The sequence below is a fragment of the Paenibacillus ginsengarvi genome, assembly GCF_003626695.1.
GTDB lineage: Bacteria > Bacillota > Bacilli > Paenibacillales > NBRC-103111 > Paenibacillus_AB > Paenibacillus_AB ginsengarvi.
The window spans coordinates 174,436-201,413 of sequence record NZ_RBAH01000001.1 but is presented as its reverse complement, the minus strand read 5'-3'; the positions used below and the strand labels follow the sequence as shown (position 1 = coordinate 201,413).

Genomic DNA, 26,978 nt, shown 5'->3' with positions numbered 1-26,978 from the left:
CGATGAAGCTCTAAACGGACATGTTATACAAGTATTAGGAGTGTGAATGATGTTCAAACTATTTCGTTTTGTGAGGCCTTACCGGATGTGGGTGGTCGCTGTAGTTTTGCTTATGTTTCTACAGTCGATCGCCCAGCTATACTTGCCTACGCTTATGGCGGATATCGTCGATATCGGCGTCGTGAACGGGGACGCCGGCTATATTTTGCAAACCGGCGCCATGATGCTGCTTTTCGCTGCTTTCGGCACACTTTGCAACGTGACGGCAGGTTTTATGTCCGCCAAAACGGCGGCCGGCTTCGGCAAAATCGTTCGCGGCAACGTATTCGCCCATGTGGAAACATTTTCGCTTCAGGAGTTTGACAAATTCGGTACCGCATCGATGATTACCCGTACGACGAACGATATTACCCAGGTGCAGCAAGTGCTCTTCATGCTGATGCGCATGTTTTTGAGCGCTCCTCTGATGATCGTCGGCGGTATCGTTATGGCCGTATCCAAAGACGCGACGCTGTCGCTGGTGCTTGTAGCGGTCATTCCGCTGCTTGTTGCCGTCATCGTGCTGGTCGCCTCCAAAGGCCTCCCGCTCTTCCAGATCATGCAAGCAAAGCTGGATCGGCTGAACCTTGTTCTTCGGGAAAACTTAACCGGCATCCGTGTCGTCAGGGCGTTCAATCGGACGGAGTGGGAGCGCAGCCGGTTTCGGACGGCAAATGAAAGCTTGACCGATACGGCCATTAAGGTGACTCGCATCATGTCTGTCATTTTTCCGATTATGCTGCTGCTGCTCAATTTGTCGCTAGTGGCGATCATGTGGTTCGGCGGCATTCGGATCGATAACCAGCATATGCAGGTCGGCGACCTGATCGCCTTCACCCAATACGCCGCGCAAATCTTGATGTCGCTGACGATGGTATCGATGATGTTTATGATGATTCCGCGGGCTTCGGCTTCGGCGGTCCGGATCAACGAAGTGCTGAATACGGAGCCTTCGATCGTGGATAGAACCGGAGCCCGGGAGAACGCCTATGTGCAGCGAGGCGTCGTCGAATTCGACTCTGTTACGTTCCGGTATCCGGGAGCGGAGCAGCCTGCCGTGCGCAACATCTCGTTTACGGCTAGGCCTGGCGAGATGACAGCCATTATCGGCGGCACCGGCAGCGGCAAATCTACGCTGATGAATCTGCTCATGAGATTTTATGATGTAGACGGAGGCGGCATCCGGATTAACGGCCAGGATATTCGCGAAATGCGGCAGGAGCAGCTGCGCGGCCTAGTCGGGTATGTGCCGCAAAAAGCGTCGCTTTTCTCCGGTACGGTTGCGGAAAATATTCGCTTCGGAAGCGATGCAGCCACGATGGAGGAAGTGGAGCATGCTGCCGAGGTCGCTCAGGCCAAGCCGTTCATCGATGAGATGAAGGAAGGCTTCGATTCGGCCGTTTCGCAAGGAGGAACGAACTACTCCGGCGGGCAAAAGCAGCGGCTTTCCATTGCGCGCGCGATCGCCCGGGGGCCTGCCGTGTACGTATTCGACGATAGCTTCTCCGCGCTCGATTTCAAAACGGACGCTTTGCTTCGCGCTTCGCTGCGAGCCGAAACGGAGGATGCAACGATGCTGGTCGTGGCGCAGCGGGTCAGCACGATTATGAACGCCGACCGGATTATTGTGCTGGACGACGGTGAGGTGGCGGGCATCGGAACGCACCGGGAACTGCTCGCTTCGTGCGGCGTTTACCGTGAGATCGTTACATCCCAGCTGTCCGAGGAGGAGATCCAATGAGCGAGCAGAATCGAAAATCGTCTCATGGAGGGCCGATGCGGGGACCGGGCTTCGGGCCTGGAGGCGGCATGATGGGAATGCCGGGACAGAAGGCGAAGAATGCGAAAGGCGCCATGAAGCGGCTGCTCGGTTATTTGAAGCAGCGGCAGGCTCAGCTGTGGGTCGTGCTGATCGCGGCGATTCTTAGCACCGTGTTCGGAATCGTCAGCCCGAAAATTATGGGCAAGGTGACTACGATTCTGTTCGAAGGCGCCATTGCCAAAATGAAAAACGTACCGGGAGCGTTTATAGACTTCGAAGCGATCGGCCGTATATTGCTGCTGCTAATTGGCTTGTATGCGGTCAGCGCGCTGTTTACATTCATCCAGCAGTTTATCGTCGCCGGCGTTGCCCAGAAGATTGTCTTCGCTCTGCGTCAAGACGTACAGAGCAAGCTGAACCGGCTGCCGCTGAAGTATTTCGACTCCCGCACGCACGGGGAAATTCTGAGCCGGGCGACGAACGACGTGGACAACATCGGCAATACGCTCCAGCAGGTGCTGGCCCAGTTCATCTCATCGGTTGTGCTGCTTGTGGGCATTATCGTTATGATGCTGACGATCAGCCCTTGGCTTACGTTAATTACGATCATTACATTGCCGCTCAGCGTGCTTATTACGAAGAAGGTCGCCGGCCGTTCGCAAAAATATTTCGCCGCCCAGCAAAAAACGCTCGGGGAGCTGAACGGTCATGTGGAAGAAATGTACGGCGGGCATTCGATCGTAAAAGCTTTCGGCTACGAGCGCAAGTCGGTCGACAAGTTTAACGCCATTAACGAAACGCTGTACGATTCCGGTTGGCGGGCCCAGTTCGTCTCCGGCATCATTATGCCGCTTATGATGTTTGTCGGCAATATCGGCTACGTTCTCGTCTGCGTGGTCGGCGGCATCTTCGTCACGCGCCAGGCGATTACAATCGGCGATGTGCAGGCGTTCATTCAATATTCGCAGCAGTTTACAATGCCGATTACGCAGGTGGCGAATATTGCGAACCTGATTCAATCGGGGCTCGCGTCGGCCGAACGCGTCTTCGAACTGCTGGACGAGACGGAGGAAATTCCGGAATCGCCCGCTGCCGGAGCGCTCAAGACGCCGAAAGGCCATGTTGCGTTTAACGAGGTCAGCTTTGGTTACAAAGAAGAGGCGCCGCTGATCGAGGGGATGTCGATCGCGATCAAGCCCGGACAGACGGTAGCCATAGTCGGACCGACCGGAGCGGGCAAAACGACGCTTGTCAATCTGCTTATGCGCTTCTACGAAATCGGAGGCGGATCCATCACGATCGACGGCACCGATATCCGCGAGCTGAAGCGCAGCACGCTGCGGGGGATGTTTGGCATGGTGCTGCAGGATACGTGGCTGTTTAACGGCACGATTCGCGACAATATCGCCTACGGGCGCGAAGGCGCGACTGAGGAAGAGGTCGTGCAGGCGGCGAAAGCGGCGTATGCGGATCATTTTATCCGTACGCTGCCCGACGGCTATGACACGATATTAAACGAAGAAGCATCCAACTTGTCGCAAGGGCAAAAGCAGCTTCTGACGATTGCGAGGGCTATACTCGCAGATCCAGCCATTTTGATTCTCGACGAGGCCACGAGCAGCGTCGACACCCGCACAGAGGTGCATATTCAGACAGCGATGACCGATCTGATGCAAGGGCGAACAAGCTTCGTTATCGCTCACAGGCTGTCCACGATCCGGGACGCCGACCTGATTCTCGTCATGAATCACGGGAGCGTTATCGAGCAGGGGACTCACCAGGAGCTGCTTGCCGCCGGCGGCTTTTACACGGATTTGTACAACAGCCAGTTTACATCCGGCGGTCAGCAGCCTAATGCAGTGTAAAGTTGGCTGAGTGCTGTTCATACGTTTGGCGAAAGCCCGGGCTAACCGGGCTTTTCGTTCGACCCAGGCTTGCCGGTTCCTACCCGGCCGGCCTATTTTTTTTCCAGTTTTCGGGAAGGGATTTCGGGACAGATCCCTTCGTTTAAGTACAAAAGCATGGGCCGAGGTAGGAATCCGGCTGTTTTTGTCGAAGTAATGGAACTACTGCCGTATTTGGAATGACGGGTGACTTATGAAGCGACTGTTTGCATGGCTTGGTTCGCAGCCTTTTCGGAGCTTTCAGCTCCGCTTGTTTATTTATTTGTTTTTGATCGGCTCGATTCCGGTGTTCGGGGCGCTGTCGCTCTTTTATGTCCATTCCTCCGAGCGCTCCGACGAGGAATGGCGGGCGACGGTCGTGGCGAAGCACGATCAGGTACAGCGAAGGCTGGACAAAGAGCTTCGCGAGCTTGAATATTTATACCGCAGCTGGATGCAGAACGAGTATGTCGCCCAGCTCATTATGATGAACCGGGACGGCCGCCTCTTGAACGAAACGGCGTTTCGCTCGGTCAAGGAATCGATCGGAAGCATGGCGATGGTTCAGATGGAATACCGCAAATTCGTCACCGATATTTGCTTTACGATCGAGGAAGCGGGCTCGTTTTGCACGAACGGCAATCCGTTCGATTACGAAGAGCAAGAACTGCGAAAGCCGGCGAATCGCTCCGACTTTATTATACGTGTCCAAGGACATAAAGGGATTGGCTGGGTCGGCCCGCTGTACGATCCGGCTAACCTCGTCATTGTCGGTTCGATTGAGATCGTCTTCGACATGCCACGGCTGCTGGGTGAAATCCGAAGCGATCACGCGCTGTCCGATCTGGTGCTGTGGGATACGGCAGGCGATTCCATCCTGTTCGAGAGCGGCCGCCGCGATACGGCGACGAGCCCCGGCTCTTCCTTGTTTTTGGCGGAGAAGGAACCGTTTTTGCGCAGCGAGTCGAACGTTTTTTTATCTCAGCGTCCGGTATCCGTACCGGGCCAAACGTGGATGACGTATTTGGAATCTCCCAATACGGACATTCGTTCGCTGAAATCGACGCTGAAAAATACGATTCTTGTTTTTTGTACGATTTTGGTCGTGGTATCGATTGTAAGCTCGTTTATTTTCTCCACGTTGTTCTCGAGGCCGCTGCGCAAGCTGCGTCAATTGATGAAACGCGCCGAATCCGGCGATTTGAAGGCCTACTGGATGTCCGGCAGCATTCGCGAGATCGACGAGCTCGGTAACGGCTATAACCAGATGCTGAACCGGCTCGAGGAGACGATCAAGCAGGCGAAGCTGGAGGAGTCGCTCAAGAAGGAAGCGGAGATCGAAGCGCTGCAATATCAGCTCAATCCGCATTTTTTGTACAATACGCTGAATACGATCAAATGGGTGGCGAAAATTCACCAAACGCCGCAAATTTCCGATGCGGTCAGTGCGCTCGTCCGGCTGCTGCAAGCAAGTCTCGGGAAAAAGGGCGATTTTCTGACGCTTAAGCAGGAAGTCGGGCTCATCCGCGACTATATGGCGATTCAAACGTTCCGTTACGGAGATACGGTCCGCATGTTTCTGGATATCGACCCGATCGCATCGATCTGTCTCGTGCCGAAAATGATCTTACAGCCGCTCGTCGAAAACGCGCTCATTCACGGGCTCGAAAACAGCGCGAAGGGCGGAGAAATTACGATCAAAGCATGGCTCGACCGGGATATGCTGATGCTGGAGGTGCAGGACAACGGGAAAGGGATGGCGCCCCCCGAGGCGGGAGAAGAGGCGCTGCCTCCCGGCAAAAGCGCCAAGGAGCGAATGAGCGGCATCGGTCTGAACAATATTCGCGACAAGATCAAGCTGTACTACGGGCCGGATTATAAGATGCACATATTCAGCAAACCGAATGCGGGGACAACGGTGCGCCTATCGCTGCCCATTCACCGAAGCGAGGAGTCTTGACCATGAATGTACTGATAGTCGACGATGAGCCGATCATCCGTGTCGGGCTCAAATCCCTCGTCGATTGGGAACGAAACGGATTTCATCTGATCGGCGAAGCGGCCGACGGGGTCGAGGCGCTGGAGCTGTTCCGGAGCAGGCCGGTCGATATCGTCATAACCGATATCCGCATGCCGAGAATGGACGGACTCGCCCTTATGCGCGAGGTCAAGTCGGTGCAGGACGATGTGGGCCTGCTCGTGCTGAGCTGTCTGGACGACTTCGCCTACGTGAAGGAGGCGATGAAGCTCGGCGCGCAGGACTATATTTTGAAGCCGACAATGGAGCCGGAGGAGCTGCTGTCGATCCTGCAAACGGTGAAGGAAAAGCTTGGAGAAAAAAGGCAAACGAAGCGGGCGCTGGCCGAATGGCGCGAGCATATGCAGCAATCCGGCGCTTACAAAATCGCCGACTCGCTGCGCCAGTTCGTGGAAAGCGGCAACGGTCAGGAACGTCTGGAGACGGAGCTGTTCTCGCCCGGCTGCGGCCTGTTCAGCGTATGGGTCGAAGGCGATCTGTCGGCGCTGCCGAATATCGAGGAACGGACATTGCCGGGTGCCAAGGCGGTAGTCCGCTGGAGCGAGCGGATCTGGATCGCCCTGTACGCCTACGAGAAATCGGCCTCGGAAAAGGAACGCTACGAACGGATGTTTGCAAGCGCGCAAAGCTTGTACTCACGATGCAAAGAGAACGCCTCGAAAGAGGCGGACTGGTTCGTGTGTCTCGGTCCGGCGATAACCCGGCTGCCGCAAATCCACGAAAGTATAGCCGTTCACCGCAAGCAGGCCCACAATCGTTTCTATGGCGCGCCTAACGCGTTTATTACCAGCTGGCCGGAATCCGTAGCGGACGGTCCGCTGCCGGTCGCAGAACGAAACGACTTTTTGCGCGCCGTCTCGAACGGCAATCCGGAAGCTGCCTATCATTCGATCGATATGCTGACCGAATCGGTCCGGCGGCATCAGCCGGGCGTTCCCAAGCTGCAATCGTTTTTGCTGGAAACGCTCGGGGTCGCTTTCGGTCTTGCGCGGCAGCACCATCCGAACGGGGCCGAGGAGGACGATGCGGTAGCCGGGCTGCTCCAGCCGCTCCGCTCCGCGCTTCATGTGGAACCGTTATGCGCATTCGTGAAGGAAACGGCGCGCAAGCTCTGGATGAAGCCGCTTGGTCATGAGGCGGCCAAAGGGGCCGGCAATCCGTTTATCCGCAAAGCGATCCGCTTTATGCGCGAGCAGTACAACCGGAATATCGGCACGGTTGATATCGCTGACCATGTCAAGCTGAGCCGCAGCTATTTGAGCGACCTGTTCAGCAAGGAGATGGGCGAATCGCTCACGGAAACGCTGACCCGGATTCGGATCGAGGAGGCGAAGCGGAAGCTGCGCTCGGGGGAGATGAAAGTGTACGAGGTCGCCGAGGCGGTCGGCTTTTCCGACTCGAAGTCTTTTGCCAAAACGTTCAAACGGCTTGTCGGCTGCACGCCGAAGGAGTATGAGTCGTCCAGTCATTAAACGGTAAGCCATTGCGGTTGGGAAGCGGGAGGAGGAAAGGCAACTTGATATGAAAATAGCGATTATAACCGATGTTCACGGCAATGCTCCCGCGCTTGATGCCGTGCTGGCGGAAATCGACGCCGCCGGCGATATGGAGCGGATCTACTGTCTGGGGGATATGATCGGAATCGGCCCCGATACGAATGAAGTGCTGGCGAGGTTAACCGGACGAAGCGACGTTTCGTTCGTAACGGGCAATCATGAGTTGGCCGTCCTGCACATTATAGACGGCCGCGGCTGTTTGAACGGACATGAGACGGCCTATGCGCACCATCAGTGGATTGCGGAGCGGCTAGACCCGCGCTACATCCCTTTTTTGAACGGACTGCCGGTAAGCGAGCAGGTGCAGGTCGGAGGCGTTTCGATCTTGATGACGCATTACCATCTTCGTGCCGACGGGCAATTCGAGCCAATTGATGCCCGGCCGGACGGGCTAAAGCTGGATGCGCTATACAGCGGTACCGGCTACGACCTAGTTTGCTTCGGCCATCATCATCCGCTGCATCTGTTCGAGACGGCCAGCCGAACCTACTTGAATCCTGGCGCTCTGGGCTGTTACGTTATACCGAAGGCCCGATACGCCATCGTGCGCGCGGCAGGCGGCGCCGTGACTATCGAGTGCAAGGAAGCGGATTACGATAACCGCGCTTTTCTGAGATCGTACCTGGATCTGGACGTGCCGGATGCGACTTTTATTTTGCAAGCCTTTCACGGCAATCAGATCGGGAGGTAAAAGAAATCCGATGATGAGCGACTATAACTATTGTCCGCTATGCGGCGGCCCTCTTGCGGGGACATACGAGAAAGGGAAAAGCTATCGTTTTTGTCCGTCCGGTCATTACACGCTGTATCCGTCCCAGTCGGTCGGGGCGGTGGCTGTAATCCCGGATGGGGAGGGGCGCATTTTGCTGGAACGGAGAGCGATTGAGCCCGGTTACGGGATGTGGGCTTTGCCTGGCGGCATGGCCGAGCAGGGAGAGTCCATACAGGCTTGCGCCGTGCGGGAAGTACTCGAGGAAACGGGGCTGGAGATCGAAGTGACGAAGCTGCTGGACGTCACCGGGGGCATCCGGGTGTGCACCGTCTTTTACGAGGCCCGGCTGATCGGCGGTATGCTGACCAAGTCGGCGGAATCGCTGGAGCTGGAGTGGTTCCGCCCGGAGCATATTCCGTTCGAACAATTCGCATTTCCCCGGCATAAGGAGCAGTTGAGCCGGTGGCTGAATGAGCGGCGAACCGAGGCGTAGTCCGTCTGTTGGTTGCTGCGGTCCGGGAGAACGAACAGGGAGAGGTTAACCGACTGTGAAAAAATATTATTTGGACGAGCATACGGCAGCGTATGCCGAAATGAAGGAGCGGGGAATCGCCGCCTGGGATCAATATTACGATCCCGACTCTTACAGCTTCGATCGCTTTATGATGCGGCCATTTCTGGAGCAGGCGCTGGAGACCGCGGCAATCGGCGGAGTGGGACGCGCACTCGAATACGGATGCGGGACAGGAGCTGCGTCATGTTTTTTGGCCCGGTGCGGATTTGAAGTCGAAGGCATCGATATTACGCCGGACGCGATCGAGCTGGCGAGACGTTATGCGCTGGAGCGCAATCTTAACGTTGCTTATGCTGTACGCGATATAACACAGTGCCGGTTCGCGGAACCGGTGTTCGACCTCGTCGTGGACAATTATTGCATGCAGAGCATCGTGACGGACGAAGACCGCGATTCGCTGTTTGCCGCTGTACGATCGGGGCTGAAGAATGGCGGCTACTACATTGTGGCTACGGCGATGTACCACTCGGGCCGGGATTATGGCGATGGTTATTACGATTCGGAGAAGGGCATCGTTTACGAGAAGCTGGAGGCGGACCCGGCTTTGTTTTCCGATACGTTGTATCGGGATGGTGGCTACTGGCTGCCGCACCGGAGGCATTTGACGGCGGACGCCCTGCGGGCGGAGCTGCAGAGAGCGGGATTCTCCATCGTTTACCAGCAGGAAGGCAACGTTATCTGTAAACTGTCTTCGGTATCGGACCGACACCTATAGGCGAATAAACCAATAAGCGCTTGCAAGGAGGAGTTTTATGAACGCTGCGAATCGGATAACGGTTGCCCGAATCGGACTGATTCCGCTGCTCGTGCTGTTTTTGCAGCCATTCCCGGATGGGCTGGTCCGGGAGTACGCAGTCGTCGAATGGCTGGATCAGTACGGGATGTATGCGGCGACGTTTGTGTTTGTGCTGGCTGCCGCTACGGATAAGACGGATATGTCGCCCGGACCTATAATCAAACGACGAATTTGGGCAAGCTGCTTGATCCTCTTGCGGACAAGCTGCTATTATTAACCGCGTTAATTATGCTGGTGCAGCTTGGGCTTATACCGGCCTGGATAGCGGTCGTCATCATCGGGCGCGAATCGGTCATTACCGGTATCCGGGTTGCCGCTGCGGCAAGAGGAGTCGTGCTTGCGGCCGATACATACGGAAAGTGGAAAATGGTCGTCCAGGTAGCCGCTATAAGCATCGTACTCGTTCAACAGCTGCCGGTCGCTGCCTTCGCCGGTTCGAGCGCCGGTTCGTTTGCGATGCTCGCGGCGGCGGGCATTACCGTTTATTCCGGTATCCGGTATATCGCGCTGCACGGTTCGCTGCTGCTGCGGCCGAACGGATAACGGCCCCTCGTGAAGAAGGGGCTGGATGAGGCGTTTTCCGACAAGTTTCCGCTTTGTCGGCGCGCTTGTCGGTTTGTGCGCTTTCCCGGGAAAAGGTGAGGCTTGCAGGCGGGGTTACAAGGGAAGGAGGCCAGGCCGTGGTTGAGATTACGGAAATGACGATTGAGCATTACGAGCGAATGATCGGACTGTGGAACGTCACGGAAGGGCTTGTTTTGAGCGAGGCGGATTCCAGGGAAAATATCGAAAGCTTTTTGCGGCGCAATAGCGGCCTAAGCTTCGTCTGCATCGACCAACGGCAAGTGGTGGGCACGAGTATGTGCGGTCACGACGGCCGCAGAGGATTTTTGTATCACGTAGCCGTACACCGCTCCTATCGCGGGCAGCGGATCGCGAAAGATTTGGTCGAGCGGAGTCTCGGAAGTTTGCGGAACGCGGGCATTACGAAATGTCATTTGTTTACGCTGGAACATAACGAGATCGGCAACCGGTATTGGTCCGGCAGCGGCTGGTCGAGAAGAGACGGAATTCTGCTGTATTCGAGGGATTTGGTATGAGCGATGAGCCGTCTATCCCGTATACGCTGTTGTTTATTCGTCAAGGGTCCAAGCTGTTGATGCTGAACCGGGATAAGGCTCCGGCGAAAGGGCTGTGGAACGGCGTCGGCGGCAAGCTGGAAGCCGGGGAAGCGCCGCTCGAAGGAGTGCTGCGGGAGGCGTTCGAGGAAACGGAAATCCGGCTCGCGGCTGCCAGCTTCAAGGGTATCGTATGGTGGGAGTCGCATGGCGCGCCCGCTGTGGGCATGTACTTGTTCACGGCCGAACTGCCGGAGGATGAGCATTACGAGACGCCAAGACGAACGGAAGAGGGGTTGCTGGAATGGAAGGAGATCGGCTGGGTGCTGTCCGATCATAATTTGGGCGTAGGCGAAGCCATCCCCAAATATTTGCCAGCCATGCTGAACGAGGATTGTCCTTATATCCACATTTGCCGACTGGATCGGAACCGGATGACGGGTTATGAACGGAAAAAGGATTGGATGGGAGGCGGCCATGATCAAACCGGAGCAATGGCACAGGCATCTGGGGGCATACGGAATATGCCTTAGGGATGGAAAGCTTCTGGTCATCCGCAAAAACGGCGGGCCGTATACGAAACGGTTCGATTTGCCCGGAGGGACGATAGAGCCGAACGAATCGCTAACCGAAACGGTCCATCGCGAGTTTCTAGAGGAGACGGGTCTGCAGGTCCGCATCATGCGGTCTCTTGGCACGCGAGACTATGTAGTCGCCTGGACGCGGGAAAGCTTCGCCCATACGCATTGCCACCACATCGCCGTGTTGTATGAAGTCGAATATGCGGACGGAGACGTTGCCGATTCGCCATGCTTCGACGATTCCGACGGGGCGGAATGGATCGATGTCGAATCGATTAACGAGGATGCGGCGTCACCGCTCGTTCTGGATGCGCTGCGTTGGGTCAGGACGGGTAAGTTACCGCTCGAGGCGGCCAGATACGATCATTGGCAGGTGCAGGGCGAATGAGGGAAGACGTGCAGCGAAGAAGCTGGTCGGATATCGAATATTTGAGGGTAGGGACCGCCGTTCAGAGGAAGGCTTACGACGTTATATTCCGATTCGGATTGCTGGAGCCGCTCCGGCCTTATCAGCCGGTTGTCGTAGGGACGATCCCGATCGAGCTGAACGTTCAAGGAAGCGATCTGGACATTGCCTGCGAGGTTTACCGGTTCGAGCCGTTCGAGCAGACCGTCCGGAAGGCGTTCGGCGGCTTCGACCAGTTTGAGTTTGTGCGCAGGGGCGCGCAGCGGGGACGCAAAGAACGGGCGGTAGTCCGCTTTGAGTGCGGCAATCTGCCGGTGGAATTGTTTGCGGAGCCGGCGCCGGTTCGCATGCAGAACGGCTACAGGCATATGGTAATAGAGGCTCGGCTGCTGGAGCTGTACGGACAACGCGCCAAAGAGGCGATTCTGAACAGGAAGCGCGCCGGTATGAAGACAGAGCCCGCTTTTGCCGACTATTTCGGGCTGAAGGGCGATCCATACGAGGCGCTGCTGGAGCTGGAACTGTACTCGGACGAACAGTTGTCTATGGCGGTGACGCCGGTAATGCCCGAACAAACAGAGGAGTGAGCGTGTGAGAAACTTGACGACGATTCTTTTCGATTTTGACGGTACGCTGGCGGATACGCTGCCGATATGCATTCATGCGATCCAGCAAGCTTTCCTGACCTATGACGGCCAAACGCTGACGCCCGGTGAGGTCGTGGCGATGTTTGGCCCTACCGAAGCGGATATCATCCGCTTGAATCTGCGGAATCGGGAGGCGGCCGAAGACGGGGTGCGGCTTTTTTACAAGCTGTACAATGAAGAGCACGACGTAAGAGTGAAGCCGAACGAGGCGATTCTCGGGCTGCTGGGCCATTTGAAAAGCAAAGGGTACCGCATGGGCATCGTAACCGGCAAAGGCAGGGATTCGCTCGATATTTCTCTCGATCGTCTCGGCATGACGGATTACTTCGATGTGACCGTCTCCGGCGATGAAATGACGAAGCCGAAGCCCGACCCCGAAGGGGTGCTCACGGCGATGCAAGCGCTTGGAGCCGAGAAGGACGAAACGCTTTTTATCGGCGACAGCGAAGCGGATATGCGGGCGGGCAAAGGTGCCGGCGTGTTCACGATCGGGGCGCACTGGCTTGAGAACGTGCAGACGCACGAATTCGGAACGATGCCCGATCTGTACGTGAAGAGAGTAGCCGAGCTGCTTGCTTTTCTAGAAACGGCATGAGTAGGGGCCAAGCTCGCTACAAAGCGATCCTGTTCGATATGGACAACACGCTGCTGCGATCGCGAATCGATTTTCCGCGGATCAAGCGCGACGTATTCGCTCTGCTGACCGAGCAAGGGATTCTCCCCGCGGACTTTCCGCTCGAAGACCATACGATCGCGACCCTGATCGAAACGGCGCGTGCCTCGAACAGGTTGACGGATGAGTTGGATCGCAGCGTATGGGACATCGTCGTTCGCGGCGAGCGGGAAGGAATGGCCGGAGCGGAGCTGGAGCCTCATGTCGAGGAGACGCTGGAACGTATCCGAGGCCATGTGCGGATGACGATTCTGACGAACAATGCGCTTGAAGCCGCGCAGGAAGCCTTGCAACGCACAGGCATTGCGCCGTTCTTCGAGCATATTGCAGGCCGGGAACAGATGACTTCGCTGAAGCCGTCACCATCCGGCGTTTTTCACCTGTTGTCGCAGTACCCGGGCATTCGCCCGGAGCTGTGGTTGTCCGTAGGCGATTCCTGGATCGACGGAAAAGCGGCGCAGCAAGCGGGAATTTCCTTTCTGGCATACAATGCGCGGATGACGGAGCTGGAACGAAGAGGCGTTCCGTCGATCGGGCATATTCGTTCCATGCGCGAGCTGGATAACTATTTGTAGATTTCGTCAAAACCTCTTATCCCTCGTCAAAGGATTCGACAAACGGTCATGTCGAAGATTTAGGAAGAGGTGATGAAACGATGGTGGATCAAATCGATTGCCGGCTGCAAGAAATTCTCGATTCCAGAGGAATTGAGCAGGAATGGCTCTGCAAGCAAGTAGGGATATCGAGTTCTGCCATGAAGCGGATTGTCAAAGGGGAGAGTGAGCCGACGTTTCTGACAGCCTTAAAAATATCGGAAGCTTTAGACCTTGTCACCAATTCCATATGGAGTCTGAAAAAAGAGAGTGGAGCGGCGTCCTGATGCGAAGCAGCGGAAAGCCGGAGGATGAGGGTTAAAAGCGGAAGGGTCTTCCTGAGGACGGGAAGGCCCTGTTCGGCGTTTTCGGCAAATGCGGTCGTTAAGGCCGTTAAGTAATGGAAGTTTTAGGCGTTTGTCCCGCCAAGCTGCGATGAACAAGCTATAAATAGACTTGAGGGGCGGTATACGCGCTAGTGTTTCTAGCAATTGAATCACCATATGATATAGCATTCTTAAAGAAGTGGAGGTGATTCCATGCTAGAGCGCATTATGGGGCTATTGAATGGCAAGCAGGGCAAGGGCTTCGGTTTCGGTGGCGGAATGGGGTCTTTTGGCGGCAAACGCAGAAAAGGTATTGGTCCGGAACGGATGATTTCCTCTATACTCAACAATGTCATGAAAAAGCGCCGTTAACGGTTACGATCGGCCGTATAGATGTTTTTTTGCGGCGGGATTATCGAACGCTCTCCGTTTGTGCAGACGAGGGCGTTTTTTTATATAAGAAAACCCCGGCACTACCGGACATTAGTCCAAACCATTTTATTTTTCGCTCATACGATGTGGAGGTAGTTCAGAAAGGCACGATGGGTGGTGAAAACATGAGTGGTATTGGCGGAATAGGTGGAGTTGGCGGTTTTAGCTGTGGCGGTCTGGGAACCAGTACGGCGGTTATCCTGGTACTCTTCATCCTTCTGGTCATCGTCTCGCGAGCTTTTGTTTTTTAATGCCCCATACGATGTGTGAACTGCTGCATATGGGGGATGTGCAGCCTGCGATTGTTCCCCCGATCCATCTGGAAAACTTCCGTTTGGCCCTTGTGCCGGGCGGGAGTTTTTCTTTTCGTCTATGCCGAGCGTACGGAGTATTTCTCTGCCGTACGGAATGAGAAGTCCAAATCGTGGCCCCTTTTCCAAAAAGACGTCTTTTTTGTGCTTCTTTTTACAAAACAAGAAAACGGGGCGGACCAGTATCAGCTTTCACTGACTTTCTGGGCAGCCCCGGAATTTAATTCTTTAAGCTTCAACAAGCTCTGGTCGTTTCATGTGTAGAGGAGGTGGCACTAGCCATCCTTTTTCCTTACTCAACTCCAACATTTTTAAACCTAGAGCTGCTTTGGTGACATGATATTTACCAAATAATGCCCCAATATCTTCACGAATCGATTTGCCCATGATCTGGCTGCATATTGCCATACTTGCAGCTGTATCAGTGGCAATCATGGACGCAATTTCGATATCCGTAAATCTTGCGCCGACGGGAATATCTTCAAGCTTTGCTTCGGGCCTTGCAGGGAGAGTAGGGGATGAAGGTATCCCGTTATGAATCAAGATTTCATCGCATTCTTCGGATTCCAGTTCTGCTTGGTTGATCATATCATCCAAAATTTTCTTTAGCTCTTTATCACCAGCATGGTACGAATAAGCCCGATAGACGGAAATACAACCTTTTGCTTTCATTGAGAAAGCCCACAGATCAAAGGCTTCTCCGTAATGCAAAGGCTGATCTTTAGGATTGCCACTTAAAATCCCCATTAATAACAGCTCCTTACTTGTATTGTAAACCGGTTGTTATCATTACCTCAAAATACACGGGTTATTCTAGTTCAAAACCCTCATTTTTGAGGATCCTTCGAACGATTTCTCATTCCAGCTAATCCTAAAAGACCTGCTAAACCAAGCCAGCCCCAATTATTGTTATTCCTATTGTCTGTAGCGTAGGCGTGAGTCGTGTTGGTTGCATTGTTCATCGTGGTGTTTACAGCAATTGCATTGTCAGTAGGTGTACCTTCGGCAAATGTAGGTTGAGACAGAAACAAACCGAAAGACAGAACAAATGTGGCCATGAAAAGTTTTCTCATAACTCAATCTCCTCCAAATTGTTTTAGGATTCACTTGTAGGTTGCGATCATTTAGGCTAAATATCTATTCCATTTTTCACCATGTTTTTTGGTTTGTGCTTCGAAGGCCGCAATACCACGTTAATCCGAGCAATCTATTCGGCGATGACTGGTCGGGGTGATGTGCCCCTTTTATATTGGGGGGACTTATTGGAAAGCCCCTTCGCCGAATTTCTTCCCCAATTCGTATCCAATTTGCGAATATGAAGAAATTCACGTCGCTCTTAACCATAAAAAAACCGCTTCCCACAAGGGAAAGCGGATCAAGGTCTCGGAGCCCGCTTGCGCGAACTCCTTCATGGGAGAGGAGAAACCGGACGAAGAGCTTATGGGGAAACGTAAGCCTTCTCCGCGGTTGTCTACGACATTGGTTGGATGTCGATATCTTCAATATTCCCGTACCTGGAAAAAGATATACCTATGCCGCTGAAATTTTGTGGTTCTGTTGCAGAATATGTTACGATAGCAGCAGGAATGCCGCAGGCGGCAAGGGAAAGACCGTTGCCGGAACAAAGCGGAAATTACATACTTCAAGTGTGGTACAGAGAGAACGGGGGACTACCGTGAGAGTGATATCGGGGTCGGCCAAGGGCAGGCCGCTGAAGGCGGTTCCGGGCATGGGGACGCGGCCTACTACGGATAAGGTTAAAGAAGCGATATTCAGTATGATCGGGCCCTATTTTGCCGGGGGCTCGGTGCTGGATTTGTTTGCGGGAACCGGCGGTCTCGGCATTGAGGCGCTCAGCCGGGGCATGGACGCCGCCGTTTTTATCGACGCGGACAAGAAGAGCGTGGAAGTCGTACATGCCAATCTACAGGCGGCAAGACTCGAGTCGAAGGCGGAGGTATACCGCAACGACGCAATACGGGCGCTGAAGGTGCTGGGCAAACGGGGAACGAAGTTCGACCTCGTCTTTCTAGACCCGCCCTATAAAATGACGGCGATTGCGGAAATGATTCAGACGATGCTGGAGCTTGGCCTGCTGGCGGATGACGCCACGGTCGTGATCGAGCACGATGCATCCAACGTATGGGAGGAGAGCATCGGAGACTTGTTCCGCAAAAAGCATGTCGAGTACGGGGAAACGGCCGTATCCGTCTATAAACGGGAACTGGGATATGAATCGGAGGGGAGAGGTAACGATGAGCGAACAGAAGCATGATTACAAAATTGCCGTTTACCCGGGGAGCTTCGACCCGGTCACATTCGGACATCTCGATATTATTCACCGGGCCGCGGCCGTATTCGATAAGGTAATCGTGGCGGTGCTGAACAACAGCAAAAAAAGTCCGCTCTTCACGGTCGAGGAACGGACGCAGCTGCTGGGGGAAGTGACGCGCGGCCTGCCGAACGTCGAGGTGGACAGCTTCGGCGATTTGCTGATCAATTATGTGAGCGAGAAGAAAGCGAACGTTATTGTAAAAGGGCTTCGGGCCATTTCCGATTTCGAATCCGAGATGCAGATGGCCTCCCTGAATCATAAGCTGAACGATAAAGTGGAAACCTTCTTTATGATGACAAGCCCGCAGTATTCGTACTTAAGCTCGAGCATCGTCAAAGAAATCGCGCGTTACCACGGGCCGGTGTCGGATCTTGTGCCCGCCGAAGTGGAGCAGGCGCTTAACGATAAATTCGCGTAAGCGAGACCGGCCGTACCGGGCGATCAGTGAAGGTCAGTCCGCCCATTTTCCCGTACGCTGCCATATGGATACAACGACCGACAAGCCGATGCCGATTAGGAGTACAGTTCCTAGTCCCATTATTTGATAAGGAGCGGCCGTCAACCAACCGGTCCACAGGGAAACGCCGGATTCGGCAGCAGCGGCGGAAGGCTGGAAAAAACTCGGCTCCGCCCGGCGGAACCATGCGGATAAAGGCTGCCACGTCGCGAAGGTTAAAAGAACGGATAAACCGGCTTGCACAAGCCGGGTCAGCAAAAAGACGCGATAACGCAAATCGGTGTGGCGGATCGCCGTTTTTACCTGCACATGCACTGCGAGGCCGCTCCAGGCGAGCCCTGCGGCGATCAAGGCAGCGATTGAGGCGCCAGACAGCGGTATTTGGCTGAGCCGGTTGGAGCCGATGTGCAGCTCCAGCAGACCGGAGAGGAAGCTGCGAACCGAATCCGCTGCCGCAGTCGTTTCCGGAAAGGTTAGCGACGCAAGGCCCGCCGCTGCCCGCACAACGCCGGCCGTTTCGATCACCCCGAGCAGCACGGAGAAAACGATCATCGTTCCGCCGATCATCATCAGCGTTTGGATCGATCCGGATACCGAATCGCCCAGCAGCTTGCCGAAGGACCTCCCGTCCTCAAGACGGGCCCGGTGCATGTCCGCTAACGCGCGGAAGAGAAGCGTTCGTTTATTGTTGACGGCAGTGCTGGAGCTTCGAGCTGCCGGGTTCCCGATAGCGGGTCGTGTGTCGCGCTGGAACAGGCGGAGCAACAGCCCCGTCCCGATAGCGGACGCGTAGTGAACGATGGCAATGATCGCTCCGGTCTCGGCGCTATGCAGAAACCCGGCTCCTATGACCGTCAGCACGAAAAAAGGGCTGGCCACGTGGGAAACTACCAGGATGCGTTCCCCTTCCTCGCGGCTGACGAGCCCGTCCCGGCGAAGCTTGCCGGCCATTTCCGCTCCTGTGGGCATCCCGGCTACGGCGCCGAGCGCAATCGCCCAGCCGCCGATTCCGGGGAAACGAAACAGCAGGCGGGCCAAAGGCTCGAGCAAGGTGCCGATCGCGCGTGTCGCTCCGAAGCCGTTCATCAGCTCGCCAAGCATCAGAAACGGCAGCAGGGAAGGGAACACGATGTTCCACCATATCGTTAATCCGCCGAGAGAGGACTTAAACGCACGTTCCGGAAACAACAATATCGAAAGCACCAATAGGGCCGTCAGCACCGCAAGCGCAGCGGTATATTCGCGGCTTCTTGCGTGAAACGTCCAAAGTCGCATTGCGATCGCCTCCGCATAGGGTCAAGTGGTACATGTTTACGCGAGGCGGGGGCGCTTTAGACCAAGCCCGGCCTGATTCGCCCGGCTACCAGTCTGGAAGGAGCAACAAGCATGATCGACAGTCGCTACAGAGAACGCAGCAAGCTGAAATGGTCGCGTGGCTTTCTTTCTTCGTTTCTCCTTACAATCACGCTGGCTTATGCGTTTTATTTCATACCCGTTCCCTATTACATCTACAAGCCTGGCACCGCAGAGGAGCTTAAGCCGATGGTGAAGGTGGAGAACGGGGATCCGGAGGAAAAAGGGGCCTTTATGCTCACGACGGTGTCCATGGGCCGCTCAAGCATCCTAAGTTTTGTGCTCGCCAAATTAAGTCCGAATACGGAAATCCGCAAGAAGGAAGAAGTGCTGCGGGGCAGTACGGAGCAGGAATATTCGACCCGGCAGGAATATGTGATGCTCGACTCGCAGAGCAGTTCGATTCAGGCCGCCTACAAGCAGGCGAACATACCGTTTCGCATCGATTCCCAAGGCGTGCTGGTGATGCAGACGATCAAGGAGTATCCGGCCTACGGCATTCTTCTGCCCGGGGATAAAATATTGCAGGTCGCCTCCAAGCCGGTGCTGAAGCATGAGGACATCGTGAATGAGCTGAAGCTGCATAAGGCGGAGGAAGCGGTCGATGTAGTAGTAAAACGCGGCAAGACGGAGAAAACGGTATCGGTCACGCTGAAAGACCTGGACGCCATCGATAAGGAACACGGGAAAAACAGCGCGGCGGGAAGCGCGCCGGCAAGCGGCGGCCGCATCGGCTTCGGCATATCGACGGCGGAGCTGCTCGGCATAACACCCGAGCGGAGCGATAAGAAGGTAACGATCGATGCCGGCGAAATCGGCGGGCCGTCGGCCGGACTGCTGTTTTCGCTCGAGATCTATAACCAGCTGACGCCCGGAGATTTGACGAAATCGTACCGGATTGCCGGAACGGGGACGATCGATCCCAGCGGCAACGTCTGCTCGATCGGCGGCATCCGGCAAAAAATCGTCGCCGCGGACCGGGAGAAAGCGGACATCTTTTTCGCTCCGGTCGACCGCAAGATGGGCGAGTGCAATTTGGCCGCGGATGTGCCGAACGCTTCCGATGCGGCCGATCAGGCGAAAAAAATCGATTCGAAGATGAAAGTGGTTCCCGTGGCGACGCTGGAAGAAGCCGTACGTTATCTGGAAAGCTTGAAGCCTAAGGCGTAAGGCACGGCGCGAGTCCGACCCGAGCGAGGACGGGTCTGATCCAGCTTCAGCCGCGCATCAGACTTCGTCCGCCAGCCGAACGGGAGGCTCGTAATAGTCCCGGAACAGCTCGGCTTTCGAGGGCTGCCGATAAGCCGAAGCGTGCACCGTCGCCGAACGGATGTCCATGTCGAGGAACGGGTGACGGAATGACGCCGCTTTCGTGACGACCGGCACGGACGCCGTTTTCCTCATCGCTTTGAGCAGCGCTTGTCCTGCGGCCGTAAAACCGAGCACGCGCAAGTACGGAACCCCGCCGCGCAGAAGATCGGGCGACAGGTCGATTTTACGGTGGTTCAATAAAATTCTGGTCATCATCCGCTGCAGTTTCGTTCGCGTGTACCGCTTCGTCTTTAAAGCCTGCATCAACTGCTCGAAGGGCTCGCCTGCGGACGGCTGCACTTCGTGCAAGCAGCGGGCGATGCGGTGCTCGAGCCCTTCCGTTACTTCCCCGAACTCGGCCATTTCGGACGGAGACGTTACGGCCAGGCGCGCGAACAACGGCGCATAAAAGCTCGCCCAACTGACCGGAGCTCGTCCGGCTTCCCATTCCCGCTGCAGAATACGTCTCGTATACGCCGGCACGAAGGGGCGGACCGCTTCCGTATCGGCTTCGCCCGACAGCAGCTTGCGAAGTGCGGTTGCGCTGGCAATCCGCTCGTCCGAAATGTCCGTTTGGTTGTAATCCGCCTTTTGCCGCTGGATCGTGTAAGGACGCATCGTACCGTGCAGCCGCTCCAGCGCAAGCAAATAATGCAGTCCGAGTGTGTTGTTCGGTTTGGCGAGCCAGTCTTCCTCGCTCTCCTCAGCGAGTAGGCGGCCTGCGGCGGCAGCATAGGCGGAAGGATAACTTAAGCCGCTCTTCAGCCGGCTGCGGATGGCGTCCTGGAACGATGGCGCTAAGCCTGTAAGGGAGCCAGCGGTCATATCCGCATGATCTGGAGCTTCCCGATTATCCGCCTCATGCAGCCGCCTGGCGGCGCTGCGCAGCAGTTCCAGGTCGCCGCTTTCGCTGCCGAAACAGAACGCGTCGACGACGCCCGTAGCCTCCAGCGCAGAAATGGCGCCGTAGGCGAACCATTCGGCAGGCTGCGTCGAATAAGCGACCGGCAGCTCGAGCACGAGATCGGCGCCCATACGGAGCGCCATTTCGGTACGCGCCCATTTGCAAACGATGGCCGGTTCGCCCCGCTGCAGGAAGCTGCCGCTCATGACGGCGACGACGGTATCTGTGCCGGAGACGAGCTTGCTTTGCTCGAAATGATAGACGTGGCCGTTGTGCAGCGGATTGTACTCGACAATGATTCCGACCGTTTTCAAAAAGAAGCACTCCTCGCGGGATTCATGCGTACAACATAAAAGGTGGCGAAACAGGTAACATTATTTCGCTAGTGAAGGATAATAATACTATATCATGCGCCTGAAATGTTGACAAAGCTGCCAGTGGATCGATATAATAGGCTATGTTTGTTTGGAGTGATAATCATGCATTTGAACATCCGGGAGCTCGTCTCAGGCTCGGGACAAGTCCGCCGCACCGAAGTTGCGGATATCGGGCATTTGCTACAGGGTAACAACGATGTCGTACGTGCCGAACCGCTTCATATCGATCTGACGGCAGCCGCCGATCATGGCGTCGTGAAAGCGTCGGGGACACTTACGTTGCACGCCGAATTCATCTGTTCGCGCTGCTTGAGCCATTATGGCAGCAAGCTGGCGATCCCGTTCCGGGAGCGCTTCTCGCGCAAACCGGGCGATTCGGAAGACGACGAGGACGATCTGCATGTGATAACCGAAGATGTCGTCGATCTCACACCGTACATCGAGGAAACCGTCATGCTCGGATTGCCTTACGTACCGCTATGCATGCCCGAATGCAAAGGGTTGAACCCGGAGACGGGGGCGAACCTGAATATCGATCCCGCGGCCGTTCCGGAAGCGCGAATCGATCCGCGACTGGCCGTGTTGCAAGAGTGGCTTGACAAAGGGAAATAACGATAAGTTTTTGTGAAGGAGGTGGGAATATGGCAGTTCCATTTCGTAAAACATCGAAATCTACACGCGACAAACGCCGTACTCACTTTAAATTGTCCGTACCGGGTATGGTTAAATGCGACAACTGCGGCGAGCTGAAGCTTGCGCATCGCGTTTGCAAAGTTTGCGGTACTTACAAAGGCAGAGAAATCGTAAAATCGTAATGTAGGCTCATTCCATGATGCTGAACATTCGACTGGCCCTGTAACGGGTGCGAAAGGTACTTCATTTCGGTGAAGTGCCTTTTTTCTTTGAGGCGGCTTATCCCGGCTCTTTCTTTTTGACCGGGAATAACTTATACTAACGTTTAGTACCTGGTAACAATCGATGGCGATCGATTTATATAAACGTAAAAACGTAGATACGTTGCAAACGATAGAAGACCGGAAAGTAGGTGCCCGACATCGAACGAATGCCGAAACGTCAACGTCAGCAATCGCTGGCCAAGGAGCTGGACAACAACCCGTTCATCACGGACGAGGAGCTTACTCGCATGTTCAAGGTGAGTATTCAGACGATCCGTCTGGACCGGCTCGAGCTTGGCATCCCGGAGCTCCGGGAGCGTCTGAAGATGATGGCCGAGCGAACGTACGATCAAGTCCGGTCCCTGCCGATTCACGAAGTCATCGGGGATATTATCGATCTCCAGCTCGACAAAAGCGGGATTTCGATATTTGAACTGAAGGAGGAGCACGTCTTTTCGCGGACGAACATCGCACGGGGGCATCATATATTCGCGCAGGCGAATTCGCTTGCTATCGCGGTAGTGAATAACGAAAAGGCGCTCACCGCTTCCGCCGATATCCGCTTCATCCGCTCGGTCAAGCTAGGGGAGAAGTGTATCGCGAAAGCGTATGTCCGTTCGATTTCCGGGCAAAAGGGGAAGGCGAAGGTGGAAGTGTTCACTTACGTCGGCGAAGAAACGGTATTTCACGGAAGCTTCCTGATCTATCGTTTTGCAAACGAACTGAGCGAAAGAGGGGAAGAGCTGCATGCGAATCGCGATTGATGCCATGGGCGGAGACCACGGTCCCGCGATGACAGTGGCAGGAGCGCTGCTGGCGGCTAAAGAATGGAACGACGCGCACATCGTCCTGGTCGGGGACGAGGCCTTAATTACGCCGCATCTGCCGGCAGGGGGGGCGCCTTCGAACGTAACGATCCATCATGCATCCGATGTCATAGCCGGCGACGATGAGCCGGTGCGCGCCGTCAGGCGCAAGAAGGACGCTTCGATGGTCGTGTGCGGACGGCTGATCCGGGAAGGCGCGGCGGATGCAATGATATCTGCGGGCAATACCGGCGCTCTTATGGCGACGGGTCTGCTCATCGTCGGAAGAATCGACGGCATCGAACGGCCGGCTTTGGCGCCGATGCTGCCGACGATGGACGGAAGCGGCTTTTTGGCGCTGGACCTGGGCGCGAATATGGACTCCACCGAGCATAATTTGCTCCAATATGCGATTATGGGCAGTGTATACCGCAACAAGGTGCACGGGATATCGAAGCCGAGAGTCGGACTGCTGAACGTCGGAACGGAAGCGGGCAAGGGCAACGAGCTGACCAAAGCGGCATTCCCGCTGCTCGAGCAGGCCCCGATCCACTTTGTGGGCAACGTGGAAGCAAGAGATTTGCTCCATGGCAGCTGCGACGTGCTCGTTTGCGACGGGTTTGCGGGCAACATATTGCTGAAGGCGATGGAAGGAACGGCCGGCGCGGTGTTTAAGGCGCTGAAGACGGAGTTTACCAGATCGTTCATCAGCAAGCTTGCGGCAGCGATTCTGAAGCCGGGCCTCACCGCCTTCAAGCAAAAGATGGATTACACCGAACATGGCGCGGCGCCGCTGCTCGGCATAGACGGGCTTGTGCTGAAATGTCACGGCTCCTCGGATTCGAACGCCTTCAAAAATGCCGTCAGGCAAGCGCGCATCGCGCATACGAGCGGATTGGTGGGCGCAATCTCTTCGGAAACCAGCAGGAAGCGAGATGGGTAAAATGAATGGGATACCGGTAGGAATTCTCGGCACAGGCATGTATGTGCCGGAGCGGGTGCTTACGAACAAAGACTTGGAGAAAATCGTCGAAACAAACGACGAATGGATCGTCAGCCGCACGGGTATGAGCGAGCGCCGAATTGCCGCGGAGCATCAAGCGTCCTCCGATCTGGCATACGAAGCCGCCCTGGAGGCGCTGGATCGTGCAGGGATTTCGGCACAGGAGCTAGAATTAATTATTGTTGCAACGGTTACGCCGGATATGTCGTTCCCGTCGACAGCCTGCATCTTGCAAAACAAGCTCGGTGCGAAAAAGGCGGCGGCGTACGACTTGTCGGCCGCTTGTTCCGGCTTCATATACGGTCTCGCCAATGCAACCGGCCTGATCAAAAGCGGCATCTACAAAAACGCGCTCGTAATCGGCGCCGAATGCCTCTCGAGAATAACCGATTACACGGATCGCAATACATGCATTTTATTCGGTGACGGCGCAGGCGCGGTTGTGCTGGGCGAGGTGCCGGAAGGCCGCGGATTTCTGTCGTTCGAGCTCGGTGCGGACGGCGGAGGCGGGGAACTGCTGAAGGCAAGCGGCGGAGGCTCTCGTAATCCGATCTCGCAGAAGGTGCTGGAGGACAAGTCGCAATACATCTATATGGCGGGTAAGGAAGTATTCAAATTCGCCGTTAAAATTATGGGTAGCGCGGCTGAGGAAGCGCTGCGCAAGGCCGGCGTCGAGAAAAGCGACATCGACCTGCTAATCCCGCATCAAGCGAATATCCGCATCATCCAGTCGGCGCTTGAGCGGCTCGAGCTTCCGGAAGAGAAATGCATGATCAACCTGAACAAGTACGGCAATGTGTCGGCTGCTTCGATTCCGATTGCGCTGGCCGAGGCGGTTCGTGAAAACCGCGTACAGGAAGGCGACAAGCTGCTGTTCGTCGGCTTCGGCGGCGGCTTGACGTGGGGCTCGTCCGTACTCGTATGGTAACAGCCGGGTAGTTTAGCCAGGAAGGAAGGAACCGAGGATGAAACGGATCGCGTTTGTATTTCCGGGACAAGGCGCTCAGGCCGTCGGCATGGGCAAAGATTTTTACGACAACCACGAAGGCGCGAGAAGCCGTTTTTTGCAGGCGGACGAAGCGCTTGGTTTTTCGCTTACCGAACTTATTTTTCAAGGTCCTGACGAACAACTGAAAAAAACGGTCAATACACAGCCGGCGCTGCTGACAACAAGCATAGCTATTCTGGAAGCGGTCAAGGAGTTGGGCATCGAGCCCGATTTCGTAGCCGGTCACAGCCTCGGCGAATATTGCGCGCTCGTCGCAGCCGGCGTTATGAGCTTTGAGGACGCGGTGCGCACCGTTCGCGCGCGCGGCGAGTTTATGGAACAGGCCGTGCCGAGCGGCCAAGGCGGCATGGCTGCCGTGCTCGGAGCGGACCGGGAGCAGCTTGCTGCGCTTTGCCGCACCGTATCGTCGGAAGTCGGCGCGGTGGAGATGGCGAACGTCAATTGCCCGGGTCAGATCGTCGTTTCAGGAAGCCGGGAAGGCGTTCAGGCGGTTGTAGAACGCGGCAAGGAAGCCGGTGCGAAACGGGTCATTCCGCTTGAGGTAAGCGGACCATTTCACTCGTCCCTTATGCAGCCTGCCGCAGACCGTCTTGCCGGTACGCTTGCCGAAGTAGACATGCAAGATGCGCGCATTCCGGTCGTAGCCAATGTCACGGCGGATTCGGTATTGGAAGCGGAGCTGGTCCGGCGCTTGCTCGTCGAGCAGGTCGTCTCTCCCGTTTTGTGGGAAGACAGCGTCGCCTGGATGATCTCGCAGGGCGTGGATACGTTCGTTGAGATCGGATCGGGCACGGTGCTGGCCGGACTGATTAAGAAGGTGGACAAGCAGGTGCAAGCGGTGTCGATTAACAGCCGCGAGGCGCTGGACAAATTCGCCGCTGAGCTTGAGGCCTCCAGGTCTCCATTTTGAAGGAGGAATTAGCGATGCTGGAAGGAAAAGTAGCGATTGTAACGGGAGCCTCCCGCGGAATCGGCCGGGCGATCGCGCTTGGGCTCGCCGAGGCAGGAGCGAATGTCGTCGTCAACTATGCGGGCAGCGAGCAGGCGGCCGAAGAAGTCGTCCGTCTCATCGAAGGCATGGGCCGCGAAGCGTTCAAGGCGAAGGCGGATGTCGCTTCGGCCGAGCAGGTGGACGAGCTCGTCAAGCAAACGATCGACCGTTTCGGCAAAGTCGATATTTTGGTCAACAACGCCGGCATTACCCGGGACAATCTGATTATGCGCATGAAAGAAGACGAGTTTGATCAAGTTATTAATACGAACTTGAAGGGCGTTTTCAATTGCATCAAGGCGGTAACCCGTCCGATGATGAAGCAGCGCTATGGCAAAATCATCAATATTTCGTCCGTCGTAGGCGTGCTCGGCAATGCCGGACAAGCCAACTATGTGGCGGCGAAAGCCGGTGTAATCGGTTTGACCAAATCGGCGGCCAGAGAGCTTGCTTCCCGCAATATTACCGTTAATGCGGTTGCGCCCGGCTTTATTGAAACAGAAATGACCGACAAGCTTGCCGAGGAGCTGCGCGGACAAATGCTGCAGCAGATTCCGCTCGCCCGTTTCGGGCAGCCGGAAGAGATCGCCCGGATCGTCCGCTTCCTGGCATCCGACGATTCCGCCTATATGACGGGTCAGACGATTCACGTCGACGGCGGTATGTACATGTGAGCAAACCGTTAAGCTCATCCGCAAAACGGTCTCATAAAACGGCCTAAACGGCGCCGCACTTCGGGGCAGCATGACCGGGGCGGCAAACTGCCGAACACATATGGCATTTTGCATTCTTTTCTCGTATAATACCAAGGAGGAGGTGAACGGGATGTCCGATATTTTTGACCGCGTGAAGCGCATAGTGGTCGATCGCTTAGGGGTTGAAGAGGCTGAAGTCTCCCTGGAAGCATCTTTTAAAGACGATTTGGGTGCAGATTCCCTCGACGTAGTCGAATTGGTTATGGAGTTGGAAGACGAGTTTGATCTGGAAATTTCCGACGAAGATGCTGAGAAGATTACAAGCGTAGGAGAAGTAGTAGAATACATAAAGTCTCATACCTAAGACTTTGACGAAGCGGGCTTCCTGGGTATA

General features: G+C 55.6%; 31 protein-coding genes and 1 pseudogene. 28 read left to right on the top strand and 4 right to left on the bottom strand.

The genetic code is table 11. The features are described from left to right. Positions 1 to 49: 49 nt before the first annotated feature. The 17 genes and pseudogenes from D7M11_RS01050 (at position 50) to D7M11_RS00975 (ending at position 14,387) form a co-directional block, all read left to right on the top strand. Positions 50 to 1,780, top strand: coding sequence for an ABC transporter ATP-binding protein (locus D7M11_RS01050; protein ID WP_120745290.1), 1,731 nt, complete (start codon positions 50 to 52; stop codon positions 1,778 to 1,780). Next, on the top strand, positions 1,777 to 3,666 hold the full coding sequence (locus D7M11_RS01045; protein ID WP_120745289.1) for an ABC transporter ATP-binding protein: 1,890 nt from the start codon (positions 1,777 to 1,779) through the stop codon (positions 3,664 to 3,666). The genes D7M11_RS01050 and D7M11_RS01045 overlap by 4 nt, the downstream gene beginning before the upstream one ends. Before the next feature lie 232 nt (positions 3,667 to 3,898). After that, complete coding sequence (locus tag D7M11_RS01040; RefSeq protein ID WP_120745288.1) at positions 3,899 to 5,644, top strand: sensor histidine kinase; 1,746 nt, start codon at positions 3,899 to 3,901, stop codon at positions 5,642 to 5,644. 2 nt (positions 5,645 to 5,646) lie between these two features. Continuing rightward, complete coding sequence (locus tag D7M11_RS01035; protein ID WP_120745287.1) at positions 5,647 to 7,194, top strand: response regulator; 1,548 nt, start codon at positions 5,647 to 5,649, stop codon at positions 7,192 to 7,194. A gap of 49 nt (positions 7,195 to 7,243) precedes the next feature. Further along, positions 7,244 to 7,969 carry a metallophosphoesterase family protein gene (locus D7M11_RS01030; RefSeq protein ID WP_120745286.1) on the top strand — a complete coding sequence of 242 codons (726 nt, stop codon included), beginning with the start codon at positions 7,244 to 7,246 and terminating at the stop codon, positions 7,967 to 7,969. A gap of 10 nt (positions 7,970 to 7,979) precedes the next feature. After that, positions 7,980 to 8,483, top strand: coding sequence for an NUDIX hydrolase (locus D7M11_RS01025; RefSeq protein ID WP_158606373.1), 504 nt, complete (start codon positions 7,980 to 7,982; stop codon positions 8,481 to 8,483). Positions 8,484 to 8,538: 55 nt separating this feature from the next. Then, positions 8,539 to 9,279: a class I SAM-dependent methyltransferase gene (locus tag D7M11_RS01020; protein WP_120745284.1), complete on the top strand. Its 741-nt coding sequence runs from the start codon at positions 8,539 to 8,541 to the stop codon at positions 9,277 to 9,279. Between the two features lie 37 nt (positions 9,280 to 9,316). Beyond that, positions 9,317 to 9,903: pseudogene (pgsA, locus tag D7M11_RS37990) on the top strand (CDP-diacylglycerol--glycerol-3-phosphate 3-phosphatidyltransferase). Between the two features lie 137 nt (positions 9,904 to 10,040). Continuing rightward, complete coding sequence (locus D7M11_RS01010; protein WP_338042458.1) at positions 10,041 to 10,460, top strand: GNAT family N-acetyltransferase; 420 nt, start codon at positions 10,041 to 10,043, stop codon at positions 10,458 to 10,460. Continuing rightward, the gene (locus D7M11_RS01005) at positions 10,457 to 11,011 is read left to right on the top strand and encodes an NUDIX hydrolase (RefSeq protein WP_120745283.1); all 555 of its coding nucleotides are present in this window, start codon (positions 10,457 to 10,459) and stop codon (positions 11,009 to 11,011) included. Before D7M11_RS01010 ends, D7M11_RS01005 begins: the two co-directional genes overlap by 4 nt. Continuing rightward, the gene (locus D7M11_RS01000; RefSeq protein WP_158606372.1) at positions 10,956 to 11,447 is read left to right on the top strand and encodes an NUDIX hydrolase; all 492 of its coding nucleotides are present in this window, start codon (positions 10,956 to 10,958) and stop codon (positions 11,445 to 11,447) included. The genes D7M11_RS01005 and D7M11_RS01000 overlap by 56 nt, the downstream gene beginning before the upstream one ends. Beyond that, positions 11,444 to 12,052, top strand: coding sequence for a DUF4269 domain-containing protein (locus D7M11_RS00995; protein WP_120745281.1), 609 nt, complete (start codon positions 11,444 to 11,446; stop codon positions 12,050 to 12,052). The genes D7M11_RS01000 and D7M11_RS00995 overlap by 4 nt, the downstream gene beginning before the upstream one ends. A 4-nt stretch (positions 12,053 to 12,056) precedes the next feature. Beyond that, entirely contained in the window at positions 12,057 to 12,707 is a 651-nt protein-coding gene (locus tag D7M11_RS00990) for an HAD family hydrolase (protein WP_120745280.1), read from the top strand. After that, positions 12,704 to 13,360 carry an HAD family hydrolase gene (locus D7M11_RS00985; protein WP_120745279.1) on the top strand — a complete coding sequence of 219 codons (657 nt, stop codon included), beginning with the start codon at positions 12,704 to 12,706 and terminating at the stop codon, positions 13,358 to 13,360. Before D7M11_RS00990 ends, D7M11_RS00985 begins: the two co-directional genes overlap by 4 nt. A gap of 80 nt (positions 13,361 to 13,440) precedes the next feature. Next, positions 13,441 to 13,665, top strand: coding sequence for a helix-turn-helix transcriptional regulator (locus D7M11_RS00980; RefSeq protein WP_120745278.1), 225 nt, complete (start codon positions 13,441 to 13,443; stop codon positions 13,663 to 13,665). A gap of 252 nt (positions 13,666 to 13,917) precedes the next feature. Then, positions 13,918 to 14,076, top strand: coding sequence for a hypothetical protein (locus D7M11_RS36250; RefSeq protein ID WP_158606371.1), 159 nt, complete (start codon positions 13,918 to 13,920; stop codon positions 14,074 to 14,076). A 185-nt stretch (positions 14,077 to 14,261) separates the two neighbouring features. After that, entirely contained in the window at positions 14,262 to 14,387 is a 126-nt protein-coding gene (locus D7M11_RS00975) for a YjcZ family sporulation protein (RefSeq protein ID WP_120745709.1), read from the top strand. 288 nt (positions 14,388 to 14,675) lie between these two features. On the opposite strand, the gene D7M11_RS00970 is transcribed toward D7M11_RS00975, so the two are convergent. Then, positions 14,676 to 15,194, bottom strand: coding sequence for a DUF3231 family protein (locus tag D7M11_RS00970; protein WP_120745277.1), 519 nt, complete (start codon positions 15,192 to 15,194; stop codon positions 14,676 to 14,678). Between the two features lie 80 nt (positions 15,195 to 15,274). Beyond that, on the bottom strand, positions 15,275 to 15,520 hold the full coding sequence (locus D7M11_RS36680; protein ID WP_168928290.1) for a WGxxGxxG family protein: 246 nt from the start codon (positions 15,518 to 15,520) through the stop codon (positions 15,275 to 15,277). A 602-nt stretch (positions 15,521 to 16,122) separates the two neighbouring features. Here D7M11_RS36680 and rsmD point away from each other — a divergent pair. Next, complete coding sequence (rsmD, locus tag D7M11_RS00955; RefSeq protein ID WP_120745275.1) at positions 16,123 to 16,722, top strand: 16S rRNA (guanine(966)-N(2))-methyltransferase RsmD; 600 nt, start codon at positions 16,123 to 16,125, stop codon at positions 16,720 to 16,722. Beyond that, a complete protein-coding gene (gene coaD / locus D7M11_RS00950; protein WP_120745274.1) occupies positions 16,703 to 17,200 on the top strand; it encodes a pantetheine-phosphate adenylyltransferase in 498 nt (165 codons plus the stop codon). Before rsmD ends, coaD begins: the two co-directional genes overlap by 20 nt. 33 nt (positions 17,201 to 17,233) lie before the next feature. On the opposite strand, the gene D7M11_RS00945 is transcribed toward coaD, so the two are convergent. Next, on the bottom strand, positions 17,234 to 18,514 hold the full coding sequence (locus D7M11_RS00945) for a sporulation protein (RefSeq protein WP_120745273.1): 1,281 nt from the start codon (positions 18,512 to 18,514) through the stop codon (positions 17,234 to 17,236). 111 nt (positions 18,515 to 18,625) lie between these two features. Here D7M11_RS00945 and D7M11_RS00940 point away from each other — a divergent pair, with 111 nt between their 5' ends. Next, positions 18,626 to 19,762 carry a SepM family pheromone-processing serine protease gene (locus D7M11_RS00940; RefSeq protein WP_120745272.1) on the top strand — a complete coding sequence of 379 codons (1,137 nt, stop codon included), beginning with the start codon at positions 18,626 to 18,628 and terminating at the stop codon, positions 19,760 to 19,762. Between the two features lie 57 nt (positions 19,763 to 19,819). On the opposite strand, the gene D7M11_RS00935 is transcribed toward D7M11_RS00940, so the two are convergent. Next, positions 19,820 to 21,121 carry a nucleotidyltransferase gene (locus tag D7M11_RS00935; RefSeq protein WP_120745271.1) on the bottom strand — a complete coding sequence of 434 codons (1,302 nt, stop codon included), beginning with the start codon at positions 21,119 to 21,121 and terminating at the stop codon, positions 19,820 to 19,822. Positions 21,122 to 21,286: 165 nt separating this feature from the next. Between D7M11_RS00935 and D7M11_RS00930 the strand changes: the two genes are divergently transcribed. From D7M11_RS00930 to acpP, 8 genes are all read left to right on the top strand, one after another. Beyond that, positions 21,287 to 21,796 carry a YceD family protein gene (locus tag D7M11_RS00930; protein ID WP_158606370.1) on the top strand — a complete coding sequence of 170 codons (510 nt, stop codon included), beginning with the start codon at positions 21,287 to 21,289 and terminating at the stop codon, positions 21,794 to 21,796. Between the two features lie 29 nt (positions 21,797 to 21,825). Further along, positions 21,826 to 21,999 (top strand): 50S ribosomal protein L32, encoded by a 174-nt coding sequence (gene rpmF, locus D7M11_RS00925; RefSeq protein ID WP_120745269.1) that lies wholly within the window; start codon positions 21,826 to 21,828, stop codon positions 21,997 to 21,999. Between the two features lie 248 nt (positions 22,000 to 22,247). Next, entirely contained in the window at positions 22,248 to 22,844 is a 597-nt protein-coding gene (gene fapR / locus D7M11_RS00920) for a transcription factor FapR (RefSeq protein WP_120745707.1), read from the top strand. Next, a complete protein-coding gene (gene plsX / locus D7M11_RS00915) occupies positions 22,828 to 23,829 on the top strand; it encodes a phosphate acyltransferase PlsX (RefSeq protein ID WP_120745268.1) in 1,002 nt (333 codons plus the stop codon). The genes fapR and plsX overlap by 17 nt, the downstream gene beginning before the upstream one ends. Before the next feature lies 1 nt (position 23,830). After that, a complete protein-coding gene (locus D7M11_RS00910) occupies positions 23,831 to 24,817 on the top strand; it encodes a beta-ketoacyl-ACP synthase III (RefSeq protein WP_120745267.1) in 987 nt (328 codons plus the stop codon). A gap of 37 nt (positions 24,818 to 24,854) precedes the next feature. After that, positions 24,855 to 25,808: an ACP S-malonyltransferase gene (gene fabD / locus D7M11_RS00905; RefSeq protein WP_120745266.1), complete on the top strand. Its 954-nt coding sequence runs from the start codon at positions 24,855 to 24,857 to the stop codon at positions 25,806 to 25,808. 14 nt (positions 25,809 to 25,822) lie between these two features. Beyond that, complete coding sequence (fabG, locus tag D7M11_RS00900) at positions 25,823 to 26,563, top strand: 3-oxoacyl-[acyl-carrier-protein] reductase (protein ID WP_120745265.1); 741 nt, start codon at positions 25,823 to 25,825, stop codon at positions 26,561 to 26,563. A gap of 151 nt (positions 26,564 to 26,714) precedes the next feature. Beyond that, entirely contained in the window at positions 26,715 to 26,948 is a 234-nt protein-coding gene (acpP, locus tag D7M11_RS00895) for an acyl carrier protein (RefSeq protein ID WP_120745264.1), read from the top strand. The last annotated feature ends 30 nt before the right edge of the window (positions 26,949 to 26,978 follow it).

Excerpts from the sequence above, each read along its gene's own strand:
- D7M11_RS01050 (WP_120745290.1), top strand. The coding sequence starts at position 50 with ATGTTCAAACTATTTCGTTTTGTGAGGCCTTACCGGATGTGGGTGGTC.
- D7M11_RS01045 (WP_120745289.1), top strand. The coding sequence starts at position 1,777 with ATGAGCGAGCAGAATCGAAAATCGTCTCATGGAGGGCCGATGCGGGGA.
- D7M11_RS01040 (WP_120745288.1), top strand. The coding sequence starts at position 3,899 with ATGAAGCGACTGTTTGCATGGCTTGGTTCGCAGCCTTTTCGGAGCTTT.
- D7M11_RS01035 (WP_120745287.1), top strand. The coding sequence starts at position 5,647 with ATGAATGTACTGATAGTCGACGATGAGCCGATCATCCGTGTCGGGCTC.
- D7M11_RS01030 (WP_120745286.1), top strand. The coding sequence starts at position 7,244 with ATGAAAATAGCGATTATAACCGATGTTCACGGCAATGCTCCCGCGCTT.
- D7M11_RS01025 (WP_158606373.1), top strand. The coding sequence starts at position 7,980 with ATGATGAGCGACTATAACTATTGTCCGCTATGCGGCGGCCCTCTTGCG.
- D7M11_RS01005 (WP_120745283.1), top strand. The coding sequence starts at position 10,457 with ATGAGCGATGAGCCGTCTATCCCGTATACGCTGTTGTTTATTCGTCAA.
- D7M11_RS01000 (WP_158606372.1), top strand. The coding sequence starts at position 10,956 with ATGATCAAACCGGAGCAATGGCACAGGCATCTGGGGGCATACGGAATA.
- D7M11_RS00995 (WP_120745281.1), top strand. The coding sequence starts at position 11,444 with ATGAGGGAAGACGTGCAGCGAAGAAGCTGGTCGGATATCGAATATTTG.
- D7M11_RS00985 (WP_120745279.1), top strand. The coding sequence starts at position 12,704 with ATGAGTAGGGGCCAAGCTCGCTACAAAGCGATCCTGTTCGATATGGAC.
- D7M11_RS00980 (WP_120745278.1), top strand. The coding sequence starts at position 13,441 with ATGGTGGATCAAATCGATTGCCGGCTGCAAGAAATTCTCGATTCCAGA.
- D7M11_RS36250 (WP_158606371.1), top strand. The coding sequence starts at position 13,918 with ATGCTAGAGCGCATTATGGGGCTATTGAATGGCAAGCAGGGCAAGGGC.
- D7M11_RS00975 (WP_120745709.1), top strand. The coding sequence starts at position 14,262 with ATGAGTGGTATTGGCGGAATAGGTGGAGTTGGCGGTTTTAGCTGTGGC.
- D7M11_RS00970 (WP_120745277.1), bottom strand. The coding sequence starts at position 15,194 with ATGGGGATTTTAAGTGGCAATCCTAAAGATCAGCCTTTGCATTACGGA.
- D7M11_RS36680 (WP_168928290.1), bottom strand. The coding sequence starts at position 15,520 with ATGAGAAAACTTTTCATGGCCACATTTGTTCTGTCTTTCGGTTTGTTT.
- coaD (WP_120745274.1), top strand. The coding sequence starts at position 16,703 with ATGAGCGAACAGAAGCATGATTACAAAATTGCCGTTTACCCGGGGAGC.
- D7M11_RS00945 (WP_120745273.1), bottom strand. The coding sequence starts at position 18,514 with ATGCGACTTTGGACGTTTCACGCAAGAAGCCGCGAATATACCGCTGCG.
- D7M11_RS00940 (WP_120745272.1), top strand. The coding sequence starts at position 18,626 with ATGATCGACAGTCGCTACAGAGAACGCAGCAAGCTGAAATGGTCGCGT.
- D7M11_RS00930 (WP_158606370.1), top strand. The coding sequence starts at position 21,287 with ATGCATTTGAACATCCGGGAGCTCGTCTCAGGCTCGGGACAAGTCCGC.
- rpmF (WP_120745269.1), top strand. The coding sequence starts at position 21,826 with ATGGCAGTTCCATTTCGTAAAACATCGAAATCTACACGCGACAAACGC.
- fapR (WP_120745707.1), top strand. The coding sequence starts at position 22,248 with ATGCCGAAACGTCAACGTCAGCAATCGCTGGCCAAGGAGCTGGACAAC.
- plsX (WP_120745268.1), top strand. The coding sequence starts at position 22,828 with ATGCGAATCGCGATTGATGCCATGGGCGGAGACCACGGTCCCGCGATG.
- D7M11_RS00910 (WP_120745267.1), top strand. The coding sequence starts at position 23,831 with ATGAATGGGATACCGGTAGGAATTCTCGGCACAGGCATGTATGTGCCG.
- fabD (WP_120745266.1), top strand. The coding sequence starts at position 24,855 with ATGAAACGGATCGCGTTTGTATTTCCGGGACAAGGCGCTCAGGCCGTC.
- fabG (WP_120745265.1), top strand. The coding sequence starts at position 25,823 with ATGCTGGAAGGAAAAGTAGCGATTGTAACGGGAGCCTCCCGCGGAATC.
- acpP (WP_120745264.1), top strand. The coding sequence starts at position 26,715 with ATGTCCGATATTTTTGACCGCGTGAAGCGCATAGTGGTCGATCGCTTA.